Here is an 18,980-nt window from a genome sequence, read left to right on the forward strand (position 1 = left end):
ATAAGATGTATAAGATATTAAGAGCAGAACAATTGACTGCTAACATCTTTCTTATGGATGTAGAAGCTCCTCGTGTAGCAAAGCATTGTGAGCCTGGACAGTTCGTAATCGTTAAGATGGATGAAAAAGGGGAAAGAATCCCGCTTACGATCTGTGACTATGACAGAGAAGCTGGAACGATCACAATCATATTCCAGCCGGTAGGTGCATCTACCATGAAGATGAAAGAATTAAAGGCAGGAGATTATTTCCGTGATTTCACAGGACCACTGGGAAATGCTTCTGAACTGATCGAAGAAGACATTGAAGAACTGAAAAAGAAAAAGATTCTCTTTGTCGGCGGCGGTGTAGGTGCGGCTCCGGTATACCCACAGGTAAAATGGATGCATGAACATGGAGTAGATGTAGATGTCATCATTGGATCTAAGACGAAAGATCTCCTGATTCTTGAAAAAGAGATGGAAGCTGTTTCTGGTAATTATTATCCTTGTACAGATGACGGATCATATGGACATGCCGGTATGGTTACAACCATGATTGAAGAGCTGGTTGAAAAAGGCAATAAATATGATATCTGTGTAGCAATCGGACCTATGATCATGATGAAATTCGTATGTCTTCTCACAAAGAAGCTTGAGATTCCAACGATCGTCAGCATGAACCCGATCATGGTGGATGGAACCGGAATGTGCGGTGCATGTCGTCTGCATGTTGGAGATGAGATCAAGTTTGCCTGTGTAGACGGACCGGAATTCGATGGACACCTTGTCAATTTCGATGAGGCAATGAAGAGACAGCAGATGTATAAGACACAGGAAGGACGTGCTGTTCTGAAATTACAAGAAGGCGACACCCATCATGGTGGATGCGGACATTGCGGAGGTGACGAGTAATGGCAGACGTATTAAAAAGAGTACCTGTTAGAGAACAGGATCCAAAGGTCAGAGCAACAAACTTTGAAGAAGTATGCTATGGATATAACAAAGAGGAAGCAATGGATGAGGCAACGCGCTGCCTGAACTGTAAAAATGCAAAATGTATCCAGGGATGTCCTGTATCCATTAATATTCCGGGATTTATTTCAAAAGTGAAAGATGGAGATATCGAAGGTGCATATCAGGTAATCGGTGAATCTTCCGCACTTCCGGCTATCTGCGGACGTGTATGTCCACAGGAATCCCAGTGCGAGAGCAAGTGTATCCGCGGTATCAAGGGTGAACCGGTATCCATCGGAAAGCTGGAAAGATTTGTAGCAGATTATGCTCTTGAAAATGATATTAAGCCTGCAAAAGCAGAAAAAACCAACGGTCATAAGGTGGCAGTGATTGGTTCCGGACCGTCAGGACTTACCTGTGCAGGTGATCTGGCAAAACTTGGGTATGAAGTGACTGTTTTCGAAGCATTGCATGAACTGGGCGGAGTATTGGTATATGGTATTCCTGAGTTCCGTCTTCCAAAACAGAAAGTCGTTAAGAAAGAGATTGAAAAAGTAAAAGAGCTTGGCGTTAAATTTGAGACTAACGTAGTAATCGGAAAGTCTACAACGATCGATCAGCTGATGGAAGAAGAAGATTTTGAAGCTGTATTCATCGGTTCCGGTGCAGGTCTTCCAATGTTCATGGGTATTCCGGGTGAGACCGCGAACGGTGTATTCTCTGCAAATGAATACCTGACAAGAAGTAATCTGATGAAGGCTTTTGATGACTCTTATGATACACCGATCGCAGCAGGCAAGAAGGTTGCTGTCGTTGGTGGAGGTAACGTAGCAATGGATGCTGCAAGAACAGCTCTTCGTCTTGGCGCAGAGGTACATATCGTATACCGTCGTAGTGAAGCAGAGCTTCCGGCCAGAGTAGAAGAAGTACATCATGCAAAGGAAGAAGGTGTAATCTTTGATCTTCTGACCAATCCAAAGGAAATTCTTGTGGATGAGAATGGTTGGGTAAAAGGCATGAAAGTCATCAAGATGGAACTTGGCGAGCCTGATGCTTCCGGAAGAAGACGCCCGGTAGAAATTGCAGGATCTGAATATGAGATCGAAGTTGATACCGTTATCATGTCTCTCGGAACTTCTCCGAACCCGTTGATTTCTTCTACAACCAAGGGTCTGGAAGTAAATAAGAGAAAATGTATCGTAGCGGAAGAATCCAATGGACAGACCTCCAAGGCATGTGTATTTGCAGGTGGTGATGCTGTTACCGGTGCAGCTACTGTAATCCTTGCCATGGGTGCAGGAAAAGCCGGTGCAAAAGGAATTCATGAACTGTTATCCGCAAAATAGTAACGTGATATCATAAAGTATATAAAGTCCCTGTTCTGTAGATACTGATTATCTATGATACAGGGACTTTTTCTGTACCAATTGGAATAGATATGGTATGATTATATATAATGTTTTGAAAAGAGAGAGGTATTATGACAATATTTACAGGTTTAATCATCCCATTTATCGGCACCACACTTGGAGCCGCATGTGTATTATTTATGAAAAATGAGTTATTGCCGATAATTCAGAAGTCACTTCTCGGATTTGCCGCAGGTGTCATGGTCGCTGCTTCCGTGTGGTCACTTCTGATCCCTGCCATGGAGATGTCAGAAGCGATGGGAAAGCTTGCATTCATTCCTGCCGCATCCGGTTTCCTTCTGGGTATCATATTTTTGTTAGCCCTTGATCGTCTGATCCCACATCTTCATCTGGGCTGTGACGAGGCAGAAGGAGCAAAATGTTCCCTGAAAAAATCTACGATGCTGATTCTGGCAGTCACGATCCATAATATACCGGAAGGCATATCCAGTGGAGCCGTGTTTGCAGGATTGCTTACAGATAATGCCAATGTTACACTGGCAGGTGCTTTTGCACTGTCTATCGGAATTGCGATTCAGAATCTTCCGGAAGGATTTATTGTATCACTTCCGATTCGAAGTGAGAGAGGACGGGGAAAAGCATTTATGTCCGGAATGATGTCCGGAATCGTAGAACCAATTGCCGGAGGAATCACCGTACTCCTTGCCGCATACATTACACCTGCACTTCCTTATCTTCTGGCGTTTGCCGCCGGAGCCATGATCTACGTAGTCGTGGAGGAATTAATTCCTGAGTCCGCGGAAGGTGAACACAGCAATATCGGAACGATAGGATTTGCCATCGGTTTTGTGATCATGATGATTCTGGATGTAGCGCTGGGATAATCTCGTAACGAGAATTTACTAATAATCAGAAGGGATACATGAAAAAGTATGGAAAGCAGTCACGGAGAGTTATTTCTGAAGGAAGTAACAGAAAAAATTGAAAAACGCATCGAAGAAGTAGATCTTTCCCTGGAGGCCGGACAAAAAGATATACAAAACATGCATGAATATTACTGGGAAAATTATACGGAGATGGATCAGTATGGTTATGAGGATTATGATAACCAGCAGGCACTGCTTCATCAGGTCAATGATAACCAGGAGAAACTGAAACTGCGTCATCGACTGAAAAAGATGCTGGATGCTCCGTTTTTCGGGCGTGTGGATTATGTTTATGACGGAGAAGATGCGGCAGAAGTCTTTTATATTGGAATCGGCAACTTTGCACCGAGAGCCGGTATGCAGCCATTGATCTATGACTGGAGAGCTCCGGTCAGCGGATTGTTTTACGATTATGATAAAGGTCCGGCATCCTATGAAGCACCGGCCGGTGTCATGACGGGCGAGATTGCCTCCAAGTGGCAGTACAAGATCAAAAACGGAAAGATGATCTATGCATTTGAAAGTGATACAAAGATCGATGATGAGATTCTGAAGCAGGAACTTGGGACCAACAGTGATGTTCAGCTGAAGAATATCGTGCGTACCATACAGAAGGAGCAAAATGCGATCATACGCAATACGAAAGACAGAATCCTGGTGATCCAGGGAGCTGCGGGAAGCGGAAAAACTTCCGTTGCACTTCATCGCATTGCCTATCTTCTGTATCACGAACGAGAACACTTAAAATCGTCCAATATACTGATTCTGTCTCCAAACAGTGTGTTTTCGGATTATATCTCCCACATTCTTCCGGAACTCGGAGAGGAAAATGTAAAAGAGATGAGTTTTGATCTCTTTGCCTACCGGGAATTAAAAAGTGTGGTATCAGACTGTGAAGACCGGTATGACCATCTGGAACGAATGATGAAGTTCCCGGATCCGATCGTGCAGAACAGATTTGACGAAAAGCAGTCTGCCGGATTTGTGGGACAGATGGAAGGATTTCTGGCCTGTCTGGAAGATGAACTGATGGATTTCAGAAAGATTGAATATAAAGGAATCAAAAAAACGGAAGAAGACCTGATTCATCTGTTTTATTTTAAATTCCAGAATACGCCGCTTCTTAAGCGTATGGACGCGGTCATGGAATACTGCGTTGATGAATACGAGACATTATGTGGCCGTGATCTGAGCGAAGAAGAACGAATCGTTGTTCAGGAAAAATTTGACCGGATGTATGTAACGAAGGATATCTATTCTATCTACAACTGGCTGATAGAATACTGCGGTTATCAGAAGCTTCCGGAGACGGAGTATGAAAAACGGATCCTGGAATACGAAGATGTGTATCCGATGCTGTATCTGAAGTATCGCCTGACAGGAAAGGCAGTACACCAAAATATCAAGCACCTGGTAATTGATGAAATGCAGGATTATTCTTACCTCCAATATGTGATTCTGAATCAGATCTTTCAGTGCCGTATGACGATCCTTGGTGACAGGGCACAGACGCTGGATACAAAGCAGCAGGATGTATTAAGGTTTCTGCCGAAGATATTTGATGTGCCGGTTCGAAAGATCGTTATGAACAAAAGTTACCGCAATACAATAGAGATTGCGGAATATGCCGGAAAGATCAGTAAAGTAACAGATCTGGAACTTCTGAACCGTCATGGAAAAGAAGTGCAGGAACAGAAGTTTCATTCCGTGGATCAGCTGCTGGATGAAGTGCTGAAGCAGACGAATCTGAAAGAGACAGGCTATGAAACAGCTGCCATCATCACGATGACAAAGGAAGAGGCCAGCGATATCTGTCGATTGTTACAGCTTCGCGGGGAAGAGATTCATTATATTGACCGTGACAGCCGTACATTCCGGAAAGGACTGACTGTTACCACGTTCTACCTTGCCAAAGGACTTGAATTTGATCAGGTGTTCGGTGTGTTTCATGAGGATGAACATCCGATGAATGCACAGGCAAAATATATCTGTGCGACAAGAGCACTGCATGAACTATACATGTATGAACTGAATCTGTAAAAATGTGAGAGGTAATTATGATAAAAAATATAATCTTGGATATGGGAAATGTACTTCTGGATTATAATCCGGATGTCTGTCTGGATCATTTTCTGGAGAAAAAAGAAGAAAAAGCGATCATAAAAAAAGAATTATTTGACGGGCCGGAGTGGGTCGATGCAGATCTTGGAAATATAACAGAGGCAGAGTTATATGACAGCGTAAAGCTGCGTGTTCCCGAATATCTCCACCCGGCACTGAAAGACTGTACCCTTCACTGGTCCATGTGCATGAAACCGGTCAAAGGAGCAGAAGAATTCTGTAAATATGCCAGAGGAAAAGGATATAAGCTCTATGTATTGTCGAATGCAAGTGTATCCTTTTATGACTATTTTCCATCCTTTTTACCGCTTGATTTTTTTGACGGAGTTGTGGTATCCAGCGATATTCACCTCATAAAGCCGGATCGGAAAATCTACGAATATCTTCTGGAACGTTATCAGCTGAAGGCGGAGGAATGCTTTTTCCTTGATGACAGAGCAGATAATATTGAGGCTGCTAAAGCTGTCGGTATGGAGGGCATGGTATTTCAGGGAGATTATGAAGCGGTCAAAGGAGTACTTTAATATATGAAAATCACGATTATTACAGTCGGAAAGATCAAAGAAAAATATCTGAAAGATGCGATTGCGGAATACAGCAAAAGGCTCAGTAAATATTGTAAGCTGGAGATTGTGGAGGTGGCTGATGAGAAGACTCCGGAGAATGCCAGTGAAACGGTTGAGAACGCCATACGTGAAAAAGAGGCGGAACGTATTCTGAAATACGTAAAAGAAGATGCTTATATCATTACGCTGGAGATCGGCGGTAAATTGCTGTCTTCTGAAGAACTTGCGGAAAAGATAGAAAAACTGGGTATTCAGGGAACCAGTCATATCATCTTCATTATCGGTGGTTCCATCGGACTTGGAAAATCAGTGTTGGAAAAATCAGATTATGCACTCAGCTTTTCCAGAATGACCTTCCCACATCAGCTGATGCGAGTGATTCTGCTGGAACAGGTGTACAGGAGCTACCGGATCATGAACGGAGAACCATATCATAAGTAAATAGGGTTTTTCATCAACAATGATGGAAAAATTATGATATATAAAATGACTATCTGGAAAGAGAGGAGAAGAAATCCTCGAATCATTTCCGATAGTCTTTTTTGATGTATTAACAAGGATATTACATTTAATATTATTAGTAAATGAATTGTATAAAAAAAACAGAAGTGTCAAAACTAAAATAACTCTATTGACACTAAAGAGAATGATAAATATAATAAAATTGAGGTGATACTTTTGAAGGATTATTCAAGATATCCAGAAGGAAATCGGTATTATTCTGGTGCTGAACGAAAAAAATCTATTTTGATAAATAAAAAGCCCTATTTAGTTAAATTTCAAAAGAATTCCAGAGAAGGATTACGTTTTAACCATGTTTCAGAATATTTAGGAAGCCACATTTTTGCTTTACTTGGAATAGAATCTCAAGAAACTTTTTTAGGAACATACAAGAATGAAAATGTAGTAGTAATACAGGATTTCCTTGAGGAAGATGAAGTGTTTGTACCTTTTAATGGTGTGGGTGATAGTTCTCTGGAACAGGATAAAGAGAAATATCAATATTCTTATGAAGACATTATTAAAATGCTTCAAGATAATGTAAAACTTACAGATGTTGAACAAACGATAGATATGTTTTGGGATATGTTTATTGTGGATGCTTTCATTGCAAACTTTGATCGGCATGGCAGCAACTGGGGATTTATAAAAAAGGATAATAAATATAGACTGTCACCTGTTTTTGATAATGGTTCCAGTTTATTTCCACAGTTAAATACTGACGAAAAAATCGAAGCGGTTCTTGAAAATCAGGAAGAAATAAATAGGCGTATTTACAAATTTCCTACATCACAGGTGAAATATAACGGAAAGAAAAGTTCGTATTATGAAATTATATCAAGTTTGGATTTTGAGGAATGTAATTTTGCACTCGTTAGGATAGTAGAGAGAATTGATTTTGACAAGATTAATAAACTCATTGATTCAGTAGAATATATCAGCGAAATACGTAGGGAATTTTATAAAACAATTCTCAAACAGAGATATGAGAATATATTGCTCAAATCTTATAATGAATTAATGTCAAGATAAGGGGGGAAAGATATGCGAGCAGTAGTTTCCAATTGGCAACCTAGAAATAGAATAACTACACCGCTTGCAGGGAGCCCTTCTTATATTAATTCTGGAATTATCAAGGCGGTTATGAGGAGTGGTGAGAAGATTAGCATAGCTCAAATCGATTATCAGGAATTTGATGAAGAAAATTTCCAGTATGTTATTAGTCCATATTGGGAGATAATAGATGGACTTCCGGCAAGTATATTCCAAGGAATACCAGGAATAGATATGGACCTCCGTTTAGAACGATATTACAGAGTAAACTATATTCCAACTTTTATCGCAGAAAGAACTCCTTCGGAAAACAGAGAGGATCTGTGGGATATTTTGGAATCGGTAGGTCTTGATTATTATGATCGTTTTGAATGGCTTCTCAGAACGACGATGAGATCAGCTAATGACAATTTGATTGTTGAACGAAGAAGATCTTCACAAGTTGTGGAGGAATTTACAGCAGGAAGATTATCGACACTTCAATATGGAGATAAGATTATTGTGAATTCTATGGAAGCAATTGCAAATACTGTGGCTGGATTTACAGATGAAATATTTACAGCAGTAACAAATGGTGTTGATATTATCAATCAAAGTGGTCAGGTTTTGATTGATGCAATGACACGTGCAGCGGTGGTTCCGATTGTAGTTACACAAAGGATTATTACTAGACGTGAGCATGAAGAACGCAGAAGAGTAGGGATTGAGCAGGCAAAGAATTCTGGAAAGTATACTGGAAGAAAGCCGATAGAAGTGGATGAAAAGGTGCTTCGACAGGTGAATAAAGAACTTAAAGAAGGTCTTATTTCTGTTGAGGAAGCGATGCGAAGGACAAAAATTAATTCAAAGTCTACTTTCTATAGGAAAGTGCGTGAATTGAAAAAATGGTAGGAAAAACCTTATTTGTGTATGTTATGAAGAACCCTATGTCATAACAATAAAAGGAGCGTGTATACAATATGTTGAATGCTAAAGATAGTGCAGAGGTAATGGTAAATGGATATTCGCATAATAATGTTACTTTTCGTTGTGCAGATCGAAAGGATGTATCGCTGATCCTGCATTTTATCAAAAAACTGGCTGCGTATGAGAAGGTTCCGGAAGCAGTTCATGCAACGGAAGAATTGCTTGAAGAATGGATGTTTGAAAAGAATCGGGCAGAAGCGATTTTTGCTATGGTGGATGGAACAGAAGTCGGGTTTGTCTTTTTTTATCATACATTTCCTGCTTACCTCGGAAAAGGCGGAATCTACATAGATGATCTGTACATTGATCCGGAATACCGCGGAAGGGGAATCGGGAAAAAACTGATCAGTCACATGGCAAAAGTTGCTTTGGAACGAAAATGTGCAAGAATAGAATGGTGCTGCCTGAACTGGAACGAATCAAGTATGGAATTCTACCGTTCTCTGGGAGCCGTAGCACTGGATGAATGTACGATTTTTCGGGCACCGGAAAGTGTATTAACATTATTGGCAGAAGGGGAATTCTGTAAAACACTACTTACATAAAAGAAAATATAATGTTATGATAAAAGGGATTGTTACAAAAATATTTGTAACAGTTCCTTATTATTTTACATAGAAAAGGAATGTGATGAAGTGAAAAAAACAAATATTTACCGGGGATTCTTTTATCTTGGCGGTCTTCTTGTGCTGGCTCTGGGAATTATACTGAATACAAAAGCAGGACTTGGAGTATCACCGATTATATCGGTTTCCTATAGCATATCGACGATTTTAAAGTCGAATTTTGGAAATATGACATTGATCCAGTATTCTTCGTTTATCGTTGTGGAGATGCTCTTACATATCAGAGAACATTACAAGACCGGGAATAGCAATCTGAAGCTGAAGCTTTTGAAAGATGTGCTTCAGTTCCCGCTGAGCCTGATATTTACCCGGTTTATGAACCTGTTTTCCGCCATGATCCCAGCTTATGATACCCCTGGCGTAAGCGTATATTACAGCAGTTTTCCGGGACGGATCGTGACCCTGATCATCGCGATCATCCTTACCGGAATCGGGGCTGCTGTTTCACTGAATATGCATATCATCCCGAATCCCGGAGACGGAATTGTACAGGCAATCTCAGACTGCGTAAAAAAAGAAGTGGGATTCACCAAGAACTGTTTTGATCTTTTTAATATCACGATTACGATCTGTGTCGGACTTTTGTTTGCAGGCAGGCTGATCGGAGTCGGACTGGGAACCGTGCTGGCAGTCATCGGAGTCGGACGCGTCATTGCCGTATTCAATCACTTTTTCAAGAAAAAGATGGCAGTGCTTTCCGGAACCGAGAATCTGAATTAGATTATGATGAGGTACACAGAATGCAAAAGAAAAAGGCAATATTTTTTGATATAGACGGGACGATATGGGACAGAAATAATTACATACCGGACAGTACGATTGAGTCCATTCACAGGTTACGGAAGAATGGACATCTTACTTTTATCTGTTCCGGACGGACGAAAGCTTACATACGTAATCCAAAGCTTCTGAATATCGGTTTTGACGGAATTGTGTCCGGATGTGGTACGATGATCGAATATCACGATGAGACGATTCTGTATGAGAAGATGGACGTAGATCTGACTGCTGATACCATACGGATTGCAAGGAAGTATGGATGCCGGCCGATATTGGAGGGAAGAACTTATCTGTATATGGATCCGGATGAATTTGCAGAAGATCGCTATGGACAGAAACTGATCCGGGAGATGGGAGATTATCTGAGAACGATCCAGGGAGAATGGGGCAGATGGGAGATATCCAAGCTCTCCTGCGCGACAGATCACGCAGACCGCGAGAATTGTTTTCGGGAGCTTTCTCCTTATTATCATTTTCTGATCCACAATCCATATGTGGTGGAGATGGTTCCAAAGGGTTATGATAAAGGAACCGGAATTCGGAAAGTATGTGAGATGCTTGACATGGATCTATCGGATACGATCGCATTCGGAGACAGTGCTAATGACATCGGAATGTTACAAACGGCAGGAATCGGCGTTGTTATGGGGAACGGTTCAGAAGATGCAAAACATGCAGCTGATTATATCACCACTTCTCTTATGGAAGATGGAATTAAAAACGCCTGCATACATTTGGGAATCCTATAAAAGAACACCATATTCAGGAAATGAATAGAATCATTGGTTTTATTTCCTCGGATATGGTCTTTTTATGTCTGTAAGTCCAACCATATAATCAAGATTAACTTCGTACAAAGTGGATAACTTCATTAACAGATCAATGGGAATCTGACGAGTTCCTTTTTCGTATCTGCGATACACTTCACGTTGACATCCCAGGTAATCAGCCACTTCAGACTGCGTCTTGTCATGGTCAATTCGTAAATCTTCCAACCGTTGAAAATGCAGTATATGCAAAATCCCTGAAAAAATGTGAGGCTTTCTTCCAGAAACCTATTGCTTATGTTACCCTTCTGCGGTTATAGTATTGGTATCGACGTTTTGTCAATTTATTTTTGGGAGGGGTTTTATGACATTTAAAGGTAAGATTGATATATGGTGGTATGTTGTGATCGGAGTGCTGAACGGTATTACGATTGGTACTTCCATATATGCAGGCGTTTCTAAGATTTTGCCATATATTCTGGTATTATTGATCGTGGATCTGTATTTTATCCCGCCGGTTTTAAGAAATGAAGTTACGGTAGACAAAAAATCTGTGACGGTCCGTTTCGGATTTTTAAAGAAAGAACTGCCGGTAAAGGAGATTACAACGATTCGGATCATGAAGTCCTATGGTGCTTCTTTTGCCGCTTCTTTCCAGAGAGTTGGGATTGAATCTCAGAGAAAAACGACTGTCTTTATTGCCTTGACAGACAATAAGGCATTTGTGAATGAGCTGTTGAAAATGAACAAGAAGATTAAGTATGTGATTTAACGGATTGGTGCGGATATGGATATCATAGAAGAGATCAGAGACCAGTTATATCATCTGTCAGAAGAAGATTATAAAGAGTTCAACAGGAAACTGCTTCCGGGAGTGGATCAGGTGCTGGGAATCCGTGTTCCGGCTCTGAAGCAGCTTGCAAAATCGATTGTGAAGAAGGATGCTTTTTCTTATCTGGATGCGGCAGCCGAAAAACTCACAGTAGATTCCTTTCATGAGGAACTGCAACTTCAGGGACTGGTGCTTGGATATGCAAAGATGGGAAAAGAAGAACGTGTCAGATATCTGGATGAGTTTGTTCCTAAGATTCAGAACTGGGCAGTGTGTGATACCTGTGTTATGAATATGAAGTTTATGGAAAAGGATCGCGAGTTCTGGCATACCTATATCTGGAAGTATGCGGACAGCAGCGAGGAATTTGAGCTTCGGTTTCTGGTTGTGTCACTTCTGGCGCATTTTATGACCGCAGAATATATTGATTCTGCACTGGCATTATTTGACAGCATCCGGCACGATGGATATTATGTGAAGATGGCTGTTGCATGGGCAGTATCGGTATGCTATGTGAAGTTTCCGGAGAAAACCAGAGCATTTCTGGAGAATAATTCCATGGATGATTTTACACAGAATAAGTCGATTCAGAAGATTCGGGAATCCTATCGTGTGTCAAAAGAAGAGAAGGATGCGCTAAAAGAGCTGAAAAGACCAAGAACACTGGCATAGGTGGGTAATTTCCGGCATAAACTGGTATAAATTCTTGGAATGGCATTATCATGAAGTCGGAAAATTCGAACCATTCATTGAGAGAGAAACTCTCTGATCTGTCAGAACTTCCAGGAGATGTCTCCATGGGGCTCCCTGTGCTTACCATGGTAGGCCAGGTGGAATTGAATATTGAAAATTATCGGGGAATGATTGAATATACAGATGTACTGATTCGTGTCAGGACCAAAAGCGGCCAGATACGTGTCAACGGGCGTGGACTGAAGATTGCTTACTATACCAATGACGAGATGAAGATTAACGGACGGATTGAATCGATTGAATACCAGAATTAGGAGGAATCGAAATTGCTGTTACGTATCATCCGGTATATCAGAGGCTATGTTCGTATTCGCGTCGTAGGCTATTCACCCGAAAGATTCCTGAATGCATGTTCCTACAAAGGCATCTATATATGGGGATTAAAACCTGTTTCCGGTGCTTACGAGATGAATCTTACCGTTCAGGGATTTCGGCAGTTAAAACCGATTATCAGGAAGACTGGAGCAAAAGTGATGATTATCAGACGCTTTGGTCTTCCTTTTCTGTTACACAAATACCGAAAAAGAAAGCTGTTCTTTCTCGGGGCTGTAATCTGTATCTTCATGATTCTTGCAATGTCGAGACATATCTGGAGTATAGATATCAGCGGCAACCAGACGTATACGGATGAGATGCTGATCCGGTTTTTAAAGTCCAGACATGTAGAAGACGGCATGGCGAAAGCAGATGTGGATTGTGTACAGATTGTAAAGGATATACGAAAAGAATATGATGGAATCATCTGGGTATCAGCATCCATTCAGGGAACCAGACTTATCATACAGATTAAGGAAAATGAAGACTCTATTCAGGAACCGGAAGAAAAGGAGGAGAAAGGTCCAACAGATCTTGTTGCTGACCGAGACTGCATCATTACACGTATCGTTCCGCGTACAGGGATTGTGGCTGTAGAAGTGGGGAAAGAAGTAAAAAAGGGGGAGCTTCTTGTCTCCGGTCAGATACCGGTCAATAACGATTCGGGTGAAACGGTTGCCTATCAGTATCAGCAGTCCGATGCAGATATCTATGGACAGACGACACTTTCCTATTCCAGAAAACTTGAACTGACTTATGAAGAAAAAATATATGAATCTGTACAGAAATACGAATATCACGTCCGCATCGGCTCTTTTTTTATTCGACTGGGATCCATTAATAATGCTTATGAGAAGTGGGAATTGTATGGATATGAGCGTGGGATAAAGATCGGTGAGAACTTTTCCCTACCGGTTTCTTACGGAGTAAGGACAGCCAGGCCATATCATACCGTTGCAAAAAAGATGTCCGGCAGTGTCTGTCAGGAGCGGTTATCCGCAGATTTTCAGAGCTATTGCAAAGAATTAGAGAAAAAAGGGGTAGAAATTATTGAGAATGATGTTAAAATATACACAGAGTCTGAGTATGCCACAGCGAGGGGTACGCTGACGGTAGAGATGCCGATTGGTGACTCAGTCCCATCAACCCTGCTTGATGTTCCGGCTTTGGAAGAATCGCAGAATGAAGAAAGTAAGACAGGAGAATAATGCATGGGATTAATTGAAGCAGTTATTGATATTCCTGCAGAACACGAAAGCAATGTGTTCGGGCAGTTTGATGCTTATGCGAAAAAGATCGAACGCACCCTTCATGTCACTTTGATCGCCAGAGGCGAGAATGTGAAGATTATGGGAGATGCGGTAAAAGTAGAAAAGGCAAAAAAGGTTCTGAGTCAGCTGGTGGAGCTTTCCCGCAGAGGGAATACGATTCAGGAACAGAATGTAGATTATACACTTGCGCTGGTTATGGAAGACAGTGAAGAGGATATACTGGGAATCGACAAAGATATCATCTGTCACACTTTGCAGGGAAAACCGATCAAGCCCAAAACGCTGGGACAGAAAAAGTATGTAGATGCAATCCGTAATCAGATGATCGTCTTTGGACTCGGACCTGCCGGAACAGGAAAGACCTATCTGGCTATGGCTATGGCCATCACTGCATTTAAGAATAATGAGGTGGGAAGAATCATTCTGACAAGACCTGCAATTGAAGCGGGAGAGAAGCTTGGATTTCTTCCGGGAGATCTTCAGAGCAAGATCGATCCCTACCTCCGTCCGTTATATGATGCTTTGTATCAGATCATGGGGGCGGAGAGTTTTATCAAGAATTCGGAAAAAGGGCTGATTGAGGTTGCTCCTCTTGCGTATATGAGAGGACGGACACTGGATAATGCATTCATTATTCTTGACGAGGCACAGAATACGACTCCGGCACAGATGAAGATGTTTCTGACCCGTATCGGATTTGGTTCCAAGGTTGTGATTACGGGTGACTCCACACAGAAAGACCTTCCTGCCGGGCAGACCTCCGGACTGGATGTTGCCACATCCGTGGTGAAGAACATTGAAGATATCAGCATCTGTCATCTGACCAGTAAAGACGTTGTGCGTCACCCACTGGTACAGAAGATTGTAAAAGCTTATGAAGAATATGAAAATAAAGCAAAATACAAAGGAAGAGAAAAGAGGAGAAAGTAATGACACTCTATTTCGAAGAAGAAGGAGCGATTGCGCTTCCGATTGCATGTGAAGAACTTGCAGAGCAGGTGATTGAAACAGCGCTTGATTATATTGGCTGTCCTTATGAGACGCAGGTGAATCTTTTACTGACACAGAATGAACAGATTCACGAGATGAACAGAGAGTTTCGGGAAATTGACCGACCAACGGATGTCCTTTCTTTTCCGATGATCGACTATCCGGAGCCTGGAACATTTGATTTTCTTGAAGAGGTGGATGACTGCTTCGATCCGGAATCCGGAGAACTGATATTGGGAGATATTGTAATATCAAAAGAAAAAGTTCTGGAGCAGGCGGAGGAATTCGGCCATTCTGTTCGCAGAGAATACGCGTTTCTGATTGCACATTCTGTATTGCATCTGACCGGATACGATCATATGGAGGAAGAGGAACGTATGGTTATGGAACAGAAGCAAAGGGACATAATGGAAAGATTAAATATATTACGATAAGATGGAGTAATTTATGGCTGATCAAAAAAAGAAAGAGAAAAACTTCCTGGTGCAGGGATCGATTCTGGCAATTGCCGGAGTGATTACAAAGATTATAGGAGTGATATACAGAGTCCCTCTTATGAATATCGTCGGGGATGAAGGTATGGGGTATTACAGTGTGGCATTTTCCATCTACACGGTAGCCCTGATGCTGACTTCATACAGCCTTCCGCTTGCAGTATCCAAACTGGTGTCTGCCAGAGTGGCCAGAGGAGAGTATAAGAATGCCTATAAGGTCTTTAAAGGAGCCATGACGTTTGCGATTCTTGGCGGCGGACTGGTATCTTTGATCATCTTTTTTGGAGCAGACTTTATAGCGGATTCTGTGATGCATCTGGATAAAAGTGCTTATGCGCTGCGTGTGCTGGCTCCCTGTATTCTGGTGGTGGCACTTCTTGGTGTAATCCGCGGATTCTTTCAGGGCAATGGATCCATGGTACCGACCGCAGTATCTCAGGTTGTGGAACAGATTGTCAATGCTGTTGCTTCTGTTGCCGGTGCATACGTTCTTCTCCAGGCAGGAAAGGAACTTGCCGAAAAGCATAATGATAAGTCTTATGGTCCTGCGTATGCGGCAGCCGGCGGAACGTTCGGAACGATTGCCGGTGCATTTTCCGCTCTGATATTTGTAGCACTGATCTTTTTTGCTTATAAAAAGATATTTAAGCGCAAAATGCGAAGAGACCGGACCAGACATAAAGAAAGTTATCAGAGAATATATAAAGTTCTTTTTGCAACGATCGCTCCGGTTATTTTGAGTGCGACCGTCTATAATATCAGTGATTTCGCAGACAGTGCGCTGTTTAATACGATCATGGCTGCACAGGGATATAAAAAGACGGAGTACGCAAGTCTTCTGGGCATGTTCCAGGGCCAGTACAGCACGCTGATCAATGTTCCTCTTTCGATTGCAAGCGCGTTGGCTGCTTCTTTGATTCCGAGTCTGGTAGCCACGGTTCAGACCGGAAACAGGAAACAGGTACATAATAAGATTACAACCGTTTGCCGGTTTAACATGCTAATCGCAATCCCATGTGCAGTTGGATTCCTGGTGCTGGCAAAACCGCTTCTGGACCTCCTGTTCTTTACACAGGATAATACGACCGCTGCTCTTATGCTTCAGCTTGGAGCCCTGTCTGTTGTATTTTTCTGTCTCTCAACCGTAACCAATTCCGTATTACAGGGATTGGATGATATGATCACTCCTGTGAAAAATGCGGCAATTTCTCTGGTGATTCATATTATCTCACTGTTCCTGATGCTTGTGGTTCTCAAGTGGAATATCTATGCGGTGGTACTCAGTAAGATTGTGTTCGCCGGTACCATCTGTATTCTGAATGCACATGCTCTGCGTGAGAGAATCGGATACGTTCAGGAAAAGAAAAAGACATTTATCATTCCAACCATCGCATCTGCCATTATGGGTGTGATCGCGATCGTTGTACATCTGTTATTTGAATTATTTGCAGGACCATATATTGCGACCATAGTTGCTGTAATTGCAGCAGTTATTACTTACGCAGTCTTTATTATTCTGCTTGGAGGAATCACAGAAGAGGAACTTCTGGACATGCCAAAAGGTGCTTCTCTGGTAACACTCTGCAGAAAATTACATCTGATAAAAGGAGAATATCGATAAACATGAGACCGGTGAAAAAAATTGCGTTGCTTCATGATATGTGCGGGGTCGGAAAAGCAGCGCTTACGAATATGATGCCGATATTAAGTGTAATGGGAGTGGAGGCGTGCCCGATTCCAACCATGCTTTTGTCTACACATACGGGAGGATATGATTCCCCGGCGGTTGTTCAGATCCCGGGGGCATACATCCGTTCCTGTGCAGATCATTATAAAGAGCAGAATATAACTTTTGATGCTATTTTTGTAGGATATCTTGGTCATGTCGATATGATTGACGCAGTCATCTACTTTATCAAAAGATTTCCGGATACGAAGGTGATTCTGGATCCGATCATGGGTGATCACGGCAGATTTTACAGTAATTTTGATGAGAGTTATGCATTTGCGATGCGTCGGCTCCTTCCATATGCAGATATCATACTGCCCAATCTTACAGAATGCTATCTCCTGACAGGACAGGAATACCAGATTACCGGCAATCATCGTCATGTCTTAACGCTGTGCCGTGACCTGAAAAAGCTTGGTGCATCTGACATGATCATCACCAGTGTACCAAAAGACGACTGTAAAAAAGGAATTGTTCTGTATGAAGATGATGCATTTCTGTATCTCGGAAATGGAGAAATGCTTGGGGAATATCACGGAACCGGAGATGCATTTGACGGGATGTTTGTTGCAAAGCTCGTTCTTGGCTACACCATGCTGGAGAGTGTACAGGCTTCTCACGCATTTGTATGTGAATGTATTCGTGAAAGTGAGCGTTATGAATATCCGGAACGTGAGGGGCTTCTGATTGAGAAAACTTTACGGAAATTAGTATAAACTCCCATATATTGGCCAATACTGTACAAAAAAAGGAGATGTCCTTATGAAAAATAAGTATGGTATTGGTTTTTTTGCTGCAGTAATTATTATCATGTTAGTCATATCCTGTGCCTCTTCCTTCAGTTTTTACAAAGCTAAAAAAGAAGTGAAAGAAGAGATTGCAGAAGAACAGCAGGAAAACGCAACTGTAAAAGAGCCTTCCATATCGACGGATGGTCAGGCATTGAAGGAAGATTGCTATTATCTGATGGAAGTCAATGGATATGTAGTTGTATATCTGAGCGATAAAAAAACAGTATATGAGTATACAGATATCAGATATGACGGACTCCCATCCGCCGTGCAGGAAGAGATACGCAATGGAAAATATATGGAAGATACAGAGGCGCTCTACGGATTTCTGGAGAACTATTCCAGTTAAACAGGAAAGAATCTGTGGACTTCATGCGCCGGATAGTGTAAGATAAGTAGCGGAAATCCGTTAAGAAAGGACCAAAGATATGGACGATAAGAAGATCGCAAGAATTAATGAATTATATCACAAATCAAAAGCAGAGGGACTGACTTCCGAGGAACAGAAGGAACAGCAGATCTTAAGAAGAGAATACATCGATTCCTTTAAGAGAAACCTGCGCAGTCAGCTTAACAATATTTCTATTCAGGAAGCAGATGGAAGCATCACGGATCTGGGAGAAAAGTATGGAAACAAAAAAGGACATTAGAACACGTATACTAAAACTCCGAAAGGATCGAGACTTACAGGAATGGGAGACAGCAACGGCGCAGATTGCCGAACGGGTAACTTCACATCCGTGGTTTCAGAAGACTTCGGATGTCTGTATCTATATGGATATTCGAAAGGAAGTAGGAACCTGGCAGATCATTCGGGAGGCATGGCGTCTTGGGAAACGGGTATGGCTGCCAAGAACAGAAGGACAGCGGATGGAATTCTTTCTGACCGAGAGCAAAGACCGGCTGACTGTCGGAGCTTATGGAATTCAGGAGCCTTCCGGAGATATTATGTATCACGGAGACTCGGGACTCATGATCATGCCCGGAGTTGCATTTGATGAGGAAAGGCACCGCATCGGTTTTGGAGGCGGTTATTATGACAGATATCTGGAGCGGCACCCGGAACATTTTACGATGGCGATCGCATTTGAAGATCAGGTGCTTCCGGAGATTCCGGCTGATGAGCATGATATCCGGCCGATGCTTCTGGTAACGCAGGATCGGATCCGTGGACCATATTGATCCTCGGAAGCA

At 42.0% G+C, this 18,980-nt stretch carries 23 protein-coding genes; 22 read left to right on the top strand and 1 reads right to left on the bottom strand.

Annotation, left to right across the window (positions count from 1 at the left end; translation table 11 throughout):
• Positions 1-5: 5 nt before the first annotated feature.
• From ABE547_RS05125 to ABE547_RS05175, 11 genes are all read left to right on the top strand, one after another.
• Entirely contained in the window at positions 6-893 is an 888-nt protein-coding gene (locus ABE547_RS05125) for a sulfide/dihydroorotate dehydrogenase-like FAD/NAD-binding protein (protein WP_347377747.1), read from the top strand.
• Positions 893-2,281 carry an NADPH-dependent glutamate synthase gene (gltA, locus tag ABE547_RS05130; RefSeq protein ID WP_347377748.1) on the top strand — a complete coding sequence of 463 codons (1,389 nt, stop codon included), beginning with the start codon at positions 893-895 and terminating at the stop codon, positions 2,279-2,281. The genes ABE547_RS05125 and gltA overlap by 1 nt, the downstream gene beginning before the upstream one ends.
• Before the next feature lie 134 nt (positions 2,282-2,415).
• Positions 2,416-3,189 carry a ZIP family metal transporter gene (locus ABE547_RS05135; protein ID WP_347377749.1) on the top strand — a complete coding sequence of 258 codons (774 nt, stop codon included), beginning with the start codon at positions 2,416-2,418 and terminating at the stop codon, positions 3,187-3,189.
• Positions 3,190-3,237: 48 nt separating this feature from the next.
• Positions 3,238-5,271, top strand: a complete 2,034-nt coding sequence (locus ABE547_RS05140) for a UvrD-helicase domain-containing protein (RefSeq protein WP_347377750.1) — start codon at positions 3,238-3,240, stop codon at positions 5,269-5,271.
• Between the two features lie 17 nt (positions 5,272-5,288).
• Positions 5,289-5,876, top strand: coding sequence for an HAD family phosphatase (locus ABE547_RS05145; RefSeq protein WP_347377751.1), 588 nt, complete (start codon positions 5,289-5,291; stop codon positions 5,874-5,876).
• 3 nt (positions 5,877-5,879) lie between these two features.
• A complete protein-coding gene (gene rlmH / locus ABE547_RS05150; RefSeq protein WP_347377752.1) occupies positions 5,880-6,359 on the top strand; it encodes a 23S rRNA (pseudouridine(1915)-N(3))-methyltransferase RlmH in 480 nt (159 codons plus the stop codon).
• A 237-nt stretch (positions 6,360-6,596) separates the two neighbouring features.
• Complete coding sequence (locus tag ABE547_RS05155) at positions 6,597-7,451, top strand: HipA domain-containing protein (protein WP_347377753.1); 855 nt, start codon at positions 6,597-6,599, stop codon at positions 7,449-7,451.
• Positions 7,452-7,463: 12 nt separating this feature from the next.
• Positions 7,464-8,363 carry a recombinase family protein gene (locus ABE547_RS05160; RefSeq protein WP_347377754.1) on the top strand — a complete coding sequence of 300 codons (900 nt, stop codon included), beginning with the start codon at positions 7,464-7,466 and terminating at the stop codon, positions 8,361-8,363.
• Positions 8,364-8,431: 68 nt separating this feature from the next.
• A complete protein-coding gene (locus tag ABE547_RS05165; protein WP_347377755.1) occupies positions 8,432-8,983 on the top strand; it encodes a GNAT family N-acetyltransferase in 552 nt (183 codons plus the stop codon).
• 90 nt (positions 8,984-9,073) lie between these two features.
• Positions 9,074-9,784 (top strand): DUF6198 family protein, encoded by a 711-nt coding sequence (locus tag ABE547_RS05170; protein WP_347377756.1) that lies wholly within the window; start codon positions 9,074-9,076, stop codon positions 9,782-9,784.
• Between the two features lie 20 nt (positions 9,785-9,804).
• Entirely contained in the window at positions 9,805-10,593 is a 789-nt protein-coding gene (locus tag ABE547_RS05175; RefSeq protein ID WP_347377757.1) for a Cof-type HAD-IIB family hydrolase, read from the top strand.
• Between the two features lie 39 nt (positions 10,594-10,632).
• On the opposite strand, the gene ABE547_RS05180 is transcribed toward ABE547_RS05175, so the two are convergent.
• Positions 10,633-10,863 carry a helix-turn-helix transcriptional regulator gene (locus ABE547_RS05180; RefSeq protein ID WP_347377758.1) on the bottom strand — a complete coding sequence of 77 codons (231 nt, stop codon included), beginning with the start codon at positions 10,861-10,863 and terminating at the stop codon, positions 10,633-10,635.
• A 112-nt stretch (positions 10,864-10,975) separates the two neighbouring features.
• Between ABE547_RS05180 and ABE547_RS05185 the strand changes: the two genes are divergently transcribed.
• From ABE547_RS05185 to ABE547_RS05235, 11 genes are all read left to right on the top strand, one after another.
• Positions 10,976-11,383: a PH domain-containing protein gene (locus ABE547_RS05185; RefSeq protein ID WP_347377759.1), complete on the top strand. Its 408-nt coding sequence runs from the start codon at positions 10,976-10,978 to the stop codon at positions 11,381-11,383.
• Between the two features lie 15 nt (positions 11,384-11,398).
• Positions 11,399-12,115 (top strand): DNA alkylation repair protein, encoded by a 717-nt coding sequence (locus ABE547_RS05190; RefSeq protein ID WP_347377760.1) that lies wholly within the window; start codon positions 11,399-11,401, stop codon positions 12,113-12,115.
• Positions 12,116-12,165: 50 nt separating this feature from the next.
• Positions 12,166-12,450: a YabP/YqfC family sporulation protein gene (locus ABE547_RS05195; protein ID WP_347377761.1), complete on the top strand. Its 285-nt coding sequence runs from the start codon at positions 12,166-12,168 to the stop codon at positions 12,448-12,450.
• A gap of 12 nt (positions 12,451-12,462) precedes the next feature.
• Positions 12,463-13,719: a sporulation protein YqfD gene (locus ABE547_RS05200; RefSeq protein ID WP_347377762.1), complete on the top strand. Its 1,257-nt coding sequence runs from the start codon at positions 12,463-12,465 to the stop codon at positions 13,717-13,719.
• A 3-nt stretch (positions 13,720-13,722) separates the two neighbouring features.
• A complete protein-coding gene (locus ABE547_RS05205) occupies positions 13,723-14,712 on the top strand; it encodes a PhoH family protein (protein ID WP_347377763.1) in 990 nt (329 codons plus the stop codon).
• Positions 14,712-15,206, top strand: coding sequence for an rRNA maturation RNase YbeY (gene ybeY, locus ABE547_RS05210; protein WP_347377764.1), 495 nt, complete (start codon positions 14,712-14,714; stop codon positions 15,204-15,206). Before ABE547_RS05205 ends, ybeY begins: the two co-directional genes overlap by 1 nt.
• A 13-nt stretch (positions 15,207-15,219) precedes the next feature.
• A complete protein-coding gene (locus ABE547_RS05215; RefSeq protein WP_347377765.1) occupies positions 15,220-16,887 on the top strand; it encodes a polysaccharide biosynthesis protein in 1,668 nt (555 codons plus the stop codon).
• A gap of 2 nt (positions 16,888-16,889) precedes the next feature.
• Positions 16,890-17,711, top strand: coding sequence for a pyridoxamine kinase (locus tag ABE547_RS05220; protein ID WP_347377766.1), 822 nt, complete (start codon positions 16,890-16,892; stop codon positions 17,709-17,711).
• A gap of 46 nt (positions 17,712-17,757) precedes the next feature.
• The gene (locus ABE547_RS05225) at positions 17,758-18,135 is read left to right on the top strand and encodes an OadG family protein (protein WP_347377767.1); all 378 of its coding nucleotides are present in this window, start codon (positions 17,758-17,760) and stop codon (positions 18,133-18,135) included.
• 79 nt (positions 18,136-18,214) lie between these two features.
• Complete coding sequence (locus ABE547_RS05230; protein WP_347377768.1) at positions 18,215-18,436, top strand: DUF896 domain-containing protein; 222 nt, start codon at positions 18,215-18,217, stop codon at positions 18,434-18,436.
• On the top strand, positions 18,414-18,968 hold the full coding sequence (locus ABE547_RS05235) for a 5-formyltetrahydrofolate cyclo-ligase (RefSeq protein WP_347377769.1): 555 nt from the start codon (positions 18,414-18,416) through the stop codon (positions 18,966-18,968). The genes ABE547_RS05230 and ABE547_RS05235 overlap by 23 nt, the downstream gene beginning before the upstream one ends.
• Positions 18,969-18,980 lie beyond the last annotated feature (12 nt).

Origin of the sequence: Dorea sp. YH-dor226 (assembly GCF_039832105.1) — a bacterium.
GTDB lineage: Bacteria > Bacillota > Clostridia > Lachnospirales > Lachnospiraceae > Dorea_A.